7 protein-coding genes and 1 pseudogene are annotated in these 6,285 nt (G+C 61.0%); all 8 read right to left on the bottom strand.

What is annotated here, in order from left to right; all coding sequences use genetic code 11:
• Positions 1-180 (bottom strand): annotated as a pseudogene (locus RAZWK3B_RS19695) (carboxyvinyl-carboxyphosphonate phosphorylmutase); the annotation flags it as partial.
• A 4-nt stretch (positions 181-184) separates the two neighbouring features.
• The gene (locus RAZWK3B_RS19690) at positions 185-1,459 is read right to left on the bottom strand and encodes a TRAP transporter large permease (RefSeq protein WP_007818321.1); all 1,275 of its coding nucleotides are present in this window, start codon (positions 1,457-1,459) and stop codon (positions 185-187) included.
• On the bottom strand, positions 1,456-1,953 hold the full coding sequence (locus RAZWK3B_RS19685) for a TRAP transporter small permease (protein WP_007818320.1): 498 nt from the start codon (positions 1,951-1,953) through the stop codon (positions 1,456-1,458). The genes RAZWK3B_RS19690 and RAZWK3B_RS19685 overlap by 4 nt, the downstream gene beginning before the upstream one ends.
• A 70-nt stretch (positions 1,954-2,023) precedes the next feature.
• Entirely contained in the window at positions 2,024-3,013 is a 990-nt protein-coding gene (gene dctP, locus RAZWK3B_RS19680) for a TRAP transporter substrate-binding protein DctP (RefSeq protein ID WP_007818317.1), read from the bottom strand.
• Positions 3,014-3,139: 126 nt separating this feature from the next.
• Positions 3,140-3,424 carry a hypothetical protein gene (locus RAZWK3B_RS19675; protein WP_007818315.1) on the bottom strand — a complete coding sequence of 95 codons (285 nt, stop codon included), beginning with the start codon at positions 3,422-3,424 and terminating at the stop codon, positions 3,140-3,142.
• A 187-nt stretch (positions 3,425-3,611) separates the two neighbouring features.
• A complete protein-coding gene (locus tag RAZWK3B_RS19670; RefSeq protein ID WP_050774281.1) occupies positions 3,612-4,925 on the bottom strand; it encodes an NAD(P)/FAD-dependent oxidoreductase in 1,314 nt (437 codons plus the stop codon).
• Positions 4,926-5,130: 205 nt separating this feature from the next.
• Positions 5,131-6,090 carry a 2-hydroxyacid dehydrogenase gene (locus tag RAZWK3B_RS19665; protein WP_007818312.1) on the bottom strand — a complete coding sequence of 320 codons (960 nt, stop codon included), beginning with the start codon at positions 6,088-6,090 and terminating at the stop codon, positions 5,131-5,133.
• Positions 6,087-6,281 (bottom strand): hypothetical protein, encoded by a 195-nt coding sequence (locus tag RAZWK3B_RS19660; protein ID WP_007818311.1) that lies wholly within the window; start codon positions 6,279-6,281, stop codon positions 6,087-6,089. The genes RAZWK3B_RS19665 and RAZWK3B_RS19660 overlap by 4 nt, the downstream gene beginning before the upstream one ends.
• Positions 6,282-6,285 lie beyond the last annotated feature (4 nt).

Genomic DNA, 6,285 nt, shown 5'->3' with positions numbered 1-6,285 from the left:
GCTCATCAACCCCAGATCGGGCGCCCCGATCCGGCTCGCCGAGGCGGCAAAGCCCGACATGAACGTCAGATCATACCCCTCCTGCGCAATCAGCTTGGCCGACAGCGCATCGAAGCAGCAGGGCATCACGTGGCATATGTCTTGCGCCAAGAGGCGGCGCAGCGTTTCGGCCTTGGTCATCGCATCACCATTGGAAAGGAATATACAGCGCCAGTCCCGGCACCAGATAAAGGATCACCACCGTCAGCAGCATCAGCAAAAGAAACGGCAGCACCCCGCGCGACACATCCGCCAGCGTCGCCCGCGCGACCGACTGGATCACATACAGGTTCAACCCCACAGGCGGCGTGACAAGCGCGCATTCCACCATGATCACCATGAATATCCCGAACCAGATCGGATCGAATCCCAGCCCCATCGCCGCTGGCAACAGAACCGGCGTCATGATGAGAATCATCGACAGCGCCTCGAACACCAGCCCCATCAGCAGCAGCACACAGCACACCACCAGCAGGAACATGATCGGCCCGTCAATCGCCGAGGCGATGAACCCCGAGATCTCCTGCGGAATGCGGTAAAGCGCAATCGCCTTGCCGAACACCTTGGCCCCCGCCACGATCAACAGGATCGCCGCCGTGGTGATCGCCGATTCCCGGATCGCACTCCACAGCGCCTCCCATGTCAGGGTCCGCAACCAGAACGCCGTGATCGCCAAGGCGGCGGCGAAACCGATGGCCGCCGCCTCGGTCGGCGTGAACGCCCCCGAATACAGCCCCACCACCACCAGCGCCGCCAGCGCCACCGACGGCAGCGCCCGGAACGACGCCTCCCGCCGCTCGGCCCAAGTCGCCTTCTCCATCGGCACATAAGACGAGGTGAAACGCGCATGCAGCATCGCAAAGATCACGAACAGCGTGACCAGCACGATCCCCGGCCCGATCCCGGCAAGAAACAGCGCGATCACCGATTGCTCGGTGACAAAGCCGTAAACGATCATCGGGATCGACGGCGGAATCAGGATGCCCAGCGTGCCCCCGGCCGCCAGCAACCCATAGACGAACCGCTTCTCATAGCCGCGCTTGATCATCTCGGGGATCGCCACCGTGCCGATCGTCGCCGCCGTGGCCACCGATGATCCCGAAATCGCCGCGAACAGCCCGCAACTCAGGATCGTCGCCACCGCCAGCCCTCCGGGCCAATGCCCGACCCAGGCCTGCACGGCGGTGAAAAGATCGCGCCCCACCCCGCCTTTCAGCAGAACATTCGACATCAGCAAAAACAGCGGCACCGCCAACAGGATGAACCCGTCGAGCGTCGCCAGAATCGCCTGCGGCGCCATCAGCGGCGAAAACCCTCCCGCCAGCAGCATCCCAAGACCGATGCCGCCAAGCGCAAAAGCCACGGGAACCCCCAGCAGCAACAGCAGGAAAAGCGCGCCAAGGATGAAAAGGATCGTCATTCGTGTGAACTCCCCAGTCCGGGATGGCTATCGCCCGGCAGGCGAACAAGCTCCACCACCGACTGCGCCGCCAACAAGGCGAAGCCGACCGGCACCGACAGCTCGGTGATCCAGATCGGCAAATTCATCAACGACCCCGTCGTGCGGCCCCTGACGAAACTGTCATGGAAAATGTCCCAGCCCCAATAGGCCACAATGACCGAAAAGACGATCACCGCAATCAGCGCCAGCGCGGCGCAGACCTTCTGCAGCTTCACACTCAACAGGTTGGTAATCGCATTGACCGTGATGTGCCGCCGCAGGGTCAGCACTTGCGCCATCGCCAGAAAGCACCCCCAGATCAGGCACATCTGACTAAGCTCGGCAGCCCAGATCGTCGGCTTGATGAAGAAATAGCGCGCCACGACCTCATAGGTCAGCATCGCGCCGGTCGCCGCCATCAGAAGGGCGCCAACCACCCCGGCCGCGAGCGAGATTCGGGTGATGATATTCATGAAACCTTTATCCGCACGAGAGCGCGGACGGCCCATGCGGGCCGCCCGACCACCCTTGCCACGTTATGAATTAGGAGCCGCCTGCTCCGACCGAGTCGAGGATCTTCTTGCCCGCTTCACCGGCGGCAGCCAGATACGAATCATAGACCGGCTGTGCGACAGCCTTCCATGCCGCCAGATCCTCATCCGTCAGCTGCACGATGGTCATGCCGTTCTCTTCCGCAGCAGCAAAGGCATCCGCTTCGATCTGCGACATGCGGTTGCGCACATCCTCCTGCGCCACGGCGGCGGCATCGCGGATATGGCCCTGGATCTCAGGCGACAGCCCGCTGAACCACTCCGTGTTGACGACGACGACGAACTCGATATCGGCGTGGTTGGTCACGGTGATCGTATCCATCACCTCCCACAGCTTGCGCGACTTCACGCCCGAGACGCCGGTCATGCCGACATCGACCGTGCCGCGCTGATAGGCCAGGTATTGCTCCGACCCCGAAATCAGCGTCGGCGCACCGCCCGCCGCGGTGACGAAATCACCCAGCGTCTTGCCGAACACCCGGACCTTCTTGCCCTCCAGATCGTCGGGATTGCGGATCGGCCCGCCATTCGACAGCATCACCGCACCGCCATAGGCCTGCCAGAACAGGATCTCCCCTCCGGTCTTGGCGACCTCTTCCTCGATCACGGTGCGCACGACCGACCCTTCGGCCACGGCGGCCCTCACCTTGTCCTCGGTGTTGAACAGGAACGGCATGTAGAACACATCGACCACCGGCGCATCGCCGACATATTGCGTGAGCGACGCAACGCCCGCCTCGATCGACCCCGAGCCGACCGCCGCAGGCACTTCCTTGTCACGGTAAAGCGTGGCGCTGTCATAGATCTCCACGTCGATCGCGCCTCCCGTACGCGCCTCGACCTCCTTCTCGAACAGCACCAGGTTTTCACCCAGATGGCTGGTCAGCGGCAATTGCAGAGAAATCCGCATCTTTTCCGCCGCAACCGCCGATGTGGACAGAGCCGCAATCGCAGCTGCCGTGCAGACAACCTTGTTGAACATGGTAACCTCCCTTATTTTTGTTCGGGAACCATACCCCACAAAATCGGTCGGGCAATCGTCATTTTTTCGAAACCGTAAATTATGCGCAGCCGGCACTCTTCATGGCCCGCAGCGCCAGCACGCGACTCAGTTTTTCCCGGCGCGGACCCGTGCCGCCGTGCGCCGGCACATCACCGTGAAAAACGCGATATTCAGCAACGGCGCCGCCACCAGCGCCCAAGGCCGCACTGTCTCCGGCAACCCGGTCAGCAGCAGCGACCACGGCAGCCCCAGCGGCAACAGGAACACCCCCGCCAGCGGATTGGGCGCCTGCCCGAAAAGGCCGTAGGTGCCGATCACGAAATACGCCAGCGCGAAAAGGTAAAGCGCGGTGATCCCGATCACCACCATCCTGCATATGGTCACCGCCATGGCTGTCTGTCCCCCCGTTGACGAGATTCTTTTCCGGCATGATGGCGGCGAATGTCGGGCCTGTCACCTTTTGCCGCCGGGGCTGTCGGACCCGTCGCATGGGCCGGTTTCGGGAGTTGTGGACACAATTTCCCGGATTTGCGCCATGTTTGGTCCTGAACGCGTGGTGGTTTCGTACGGGTTGTACTCAACGCGCTTGCCAGTTTTCCACCCGGTCCACCCAATTCCGATAGTAAAGATCGGCCGCCTTCAGGAAATGCGGTTTCTGGAACTGGTGCAGAAAATGCTTTTTGAACAAGGTGTTGGCATAAGCCGTCTCGGCGCGCGCATCGCCCATCGCCAAATAGGCCGCCTTCGCCCCCAGATAAGGCGCCATCACCGTCCCCGACCCGGAATACCCCATTGCGTAAAATATCCCGTTCTGTTCTCCGACTTGCGGCATGTGGTTAAAGCTGTATCCGGTAAACCCATACCACGCATGGGAAATTTTCGTGTCGCGCAGCTCGGGCCAGATGCCCGACATGGTCTCGTGCAGCCGTTCTGCGGCCGTTTTGATGGGCAGATCCCGCATCGACGCCCGCCCCCCGAACAGCACCCTTTTGCCATCCGGTGAAATCCTGAAATAGCTGTGCCTCGCCCTCGTCTCGACCATCATCCGCCGCCCCGGCGCAAGGTGACCGATCAGGTTCGAGGGCAATTCTTCTGTTGAAATCAGATAGCTAGGAAGCGGGAACACCCGCTGCACATGCCATCCGAAGGGCTTTGTCGTATAGCCGTTCGTGCCCAGAATGACCTTCTCGGCCTGCAGCTCTCCCTTCGCCGTCGTCACCCGGAACCGCCCCGCCCCCTCCCTGCGCAGGTCCGTCACCCCCGCATGAGTCACCACCGGCACACCTCTGCGCCTCACCGCCTCGAGAAGCCCGCGGTGGAATTTGGCCGGATGAATCGCGCAATGCTCGGGGAACACAATCGCCCCGTGATATTTATCGGTCGCGATTTCCTTATTAAGATCAGCACGTTGCACCAGATGCACGGCAACGTCGCTCTTGTCCTGAACGCTTTTCGCGAGCCGCTTCTGGGTCTCGAAATGGCCCGGCGTCCATGCAAGTTGGATGCGCCCCGTCTGCTGAAAATCGCAGTCGATCCCCTCGGCCTCGATCAGCCCGCGGGTCCACTCCAACGCCGGCTTCGCCTCGGCAAACAAGGCATCCGCCGTCTCAGCGCCGAACTTGCGCTCCAATTCACTCCAACCCAACCTTGGATGCGCCCCGAACATCCCGCCATTGCGGCTCGATGCGCCCTGCCCCGGCACCCCTGCCTCGACCACCACGACCTGTGCACCACAGTCATGCGCGGCGATGGCGGCGGATAGGCCCGTGTAGCCCGCTCCGATGACCAGAACATCGCAAGTCTTTGGAAGATCGTCAGAATCTGGCACCGGAGGGGCTGCCTCCCACCACCAAGGGTGTCCAGGTTCAGCCTCGCCTGTCCAATGTGCCATCGCAGTATTACCTTTCAGCCCTGCCCGGTCAGACCCAAATGATCAACCGGGGCGTCCGAAGGACAATCTGCGAGAAGAGTATGAAGAGCACAAGTGAAACAATAGGCGCAGAACGCCAAGTCCGATGTGAGGCTTGATCCGAGGCCTGTAGGGCAAGTCCCCTTGCCGGGGACCAACCCAATTCGCTCAGAACATTCTCAACCCGTCAGAGAAGGTCTCGCGGCGTTTTTCCTGCAAAAAACGCATCCAGATTGTCCAACGCGCGAAAGCCCATGGCGTCCCGTGTCTGCCGCGTCGCACTGCCGATGTGCGGCAGCATGAAGACATTTTCATACTTGGAAAACAAGGGGTTGCCGCCCGGCTCCACCTTGAAGCAGTCAAGCCCCGCAGCCGCCACCTTGCCTGTGTCCAAAGCCGCCATCAAGGCATCTTCATCCACCAAGGCACCCCGCGCGGTGTTCACGATCACAGCTCCATCGGGCAACATCGCAAAGCGCTCTGCGTTCATCAGGTCGGTCGTTTCAGGCGTGGCCGGACAATGCAGGGACAGGAAATCTGAAACCTCCAACAGGCTTTCGGCCGTTTCATGATAGGTCGCGCCTTCAGCCTGATCGTCTGGCAGGCGGGTTCGGTTGAAATAATGCACATCCATATCGAAGCCACGCGCCTTGGCCGCAAACGCACGCCCGACTCGGCCCATTCCGATGATCCCAAGACGCGCGCCAGTTACCTGTTTGCCCACCATGAAGGCAGGCGACCAGCTGTCCCAAGCTCCGGTCCGTACAATCCGGTCGCCGGCAACAGCATGCCTGGCCGCCCCCAGCATCAGCAGCATGGCCAATTCCGCCGTCGCATCAGATAGCACATCCGGCGTGTTCGTGACCACAATGCCGTGCTCTTTGAGCGCGAGCAAATTGCAGTGGTCCACACCAACCGAATGGTTGGCGACAATCTGCAAACGATCCGCAAATTGGGCGACAACATCCGCGGTGAAATGTTCCGAATGACACGGAATGATCGCATCGAACTCTGCGCTCGCCGCGATCAGGTCCTCGGCGGTTCCTGGTGTGTCTGCATGGTTGATGACAACATCATAATCGCGTGCGGCACGCTCCAGTGTCGCATCGGACAGGCGGCGGGTGATCCAGAGGCATTTCTTGGTCATTTCTTGCGAACACACTCGTCCCAGAAGTCATAAACCGCCATGGCGCAGACGAAGATGGCGATCAACATAAAGGGCAAACCGCCAAAGAAGCCTGCGAAGCCTGAAGAGATACTCTGCGACAGGCCACCGATAAACACGCAGAGCAGCGCCGTTCCGATCAGTCCCGCGATCAGTTTCACTGTATATGACATCTCA

The organism is Roseobacter sp. AzwK-3b (assembly GCF_000170875.1).
Lineage (GTDB): Bacteria > Pseudomonadota > Alphaproteobacteria > Rhodobacterales > Rhodobacteraceae > Roseovarius > Roseovarius litoreus.
This window is presented reverse-complemented; position numbering and strand designations above follow the sequence as displayed.

What these genes read in the sequence shown, in the direction of transcription:
- RAZWK3B_RS19690 (WP_007818321.1), bottom strand. Translation starts at nt 1,459, where the DNA reads ATGACGATCCTTTTCATCCTTGGCGCGCTTTTCCTGCTGTTGCTGCTG.
- RAZWK3B_RS19685 (WP_007818320.1), bottom strand. Translation starts at nt 1,953, where the DNA reads ATGAATATCATCACCCGAATCTCGCTCGCGGCCGGGGTGGTTGGCGCC.
- dctP (WP_007818317.1), bottom strand. Translation starts at nt 3,013, where the DNA reads ATGTTCAACAAGGTTGTCTGCACGGCAGCTGCGATTGCGGCTCTGTCC.
- RAZWK3B_RS19675 (WP_007818315.1), bottom strand. Translation starts at nt 3,424, where the DNA reads ATGGCGGTGACCATATGCAGGATGGTGGTGATCGGGATCACCGCGCTT.
- RAZWK3B_RS19670 (WP_050774281.1), bottom strand. Translation starts at nt 4,925, where the DNA reads ATGGCACATTGGACAGGCGAGGCTGAACCTGGACACCCTTGGTGGTGG.
- RAZWK3B_RS19665 (WP_007818312.1), bottom strand. Translation starts at nt 6,090, where the DNA reads ATGACCAAGAAATGCCTCTGGATCACCCGCCGCCTGTCCGATGCGACA.
- RAZWK3B_RS19660 (WP_007818311.1), bottom strand. Translation starts at nt 6,281, where the DNA reads ATGTCATATACAGTGAAACTGATCGCGGGACTGATCGGAACGGCGCTG.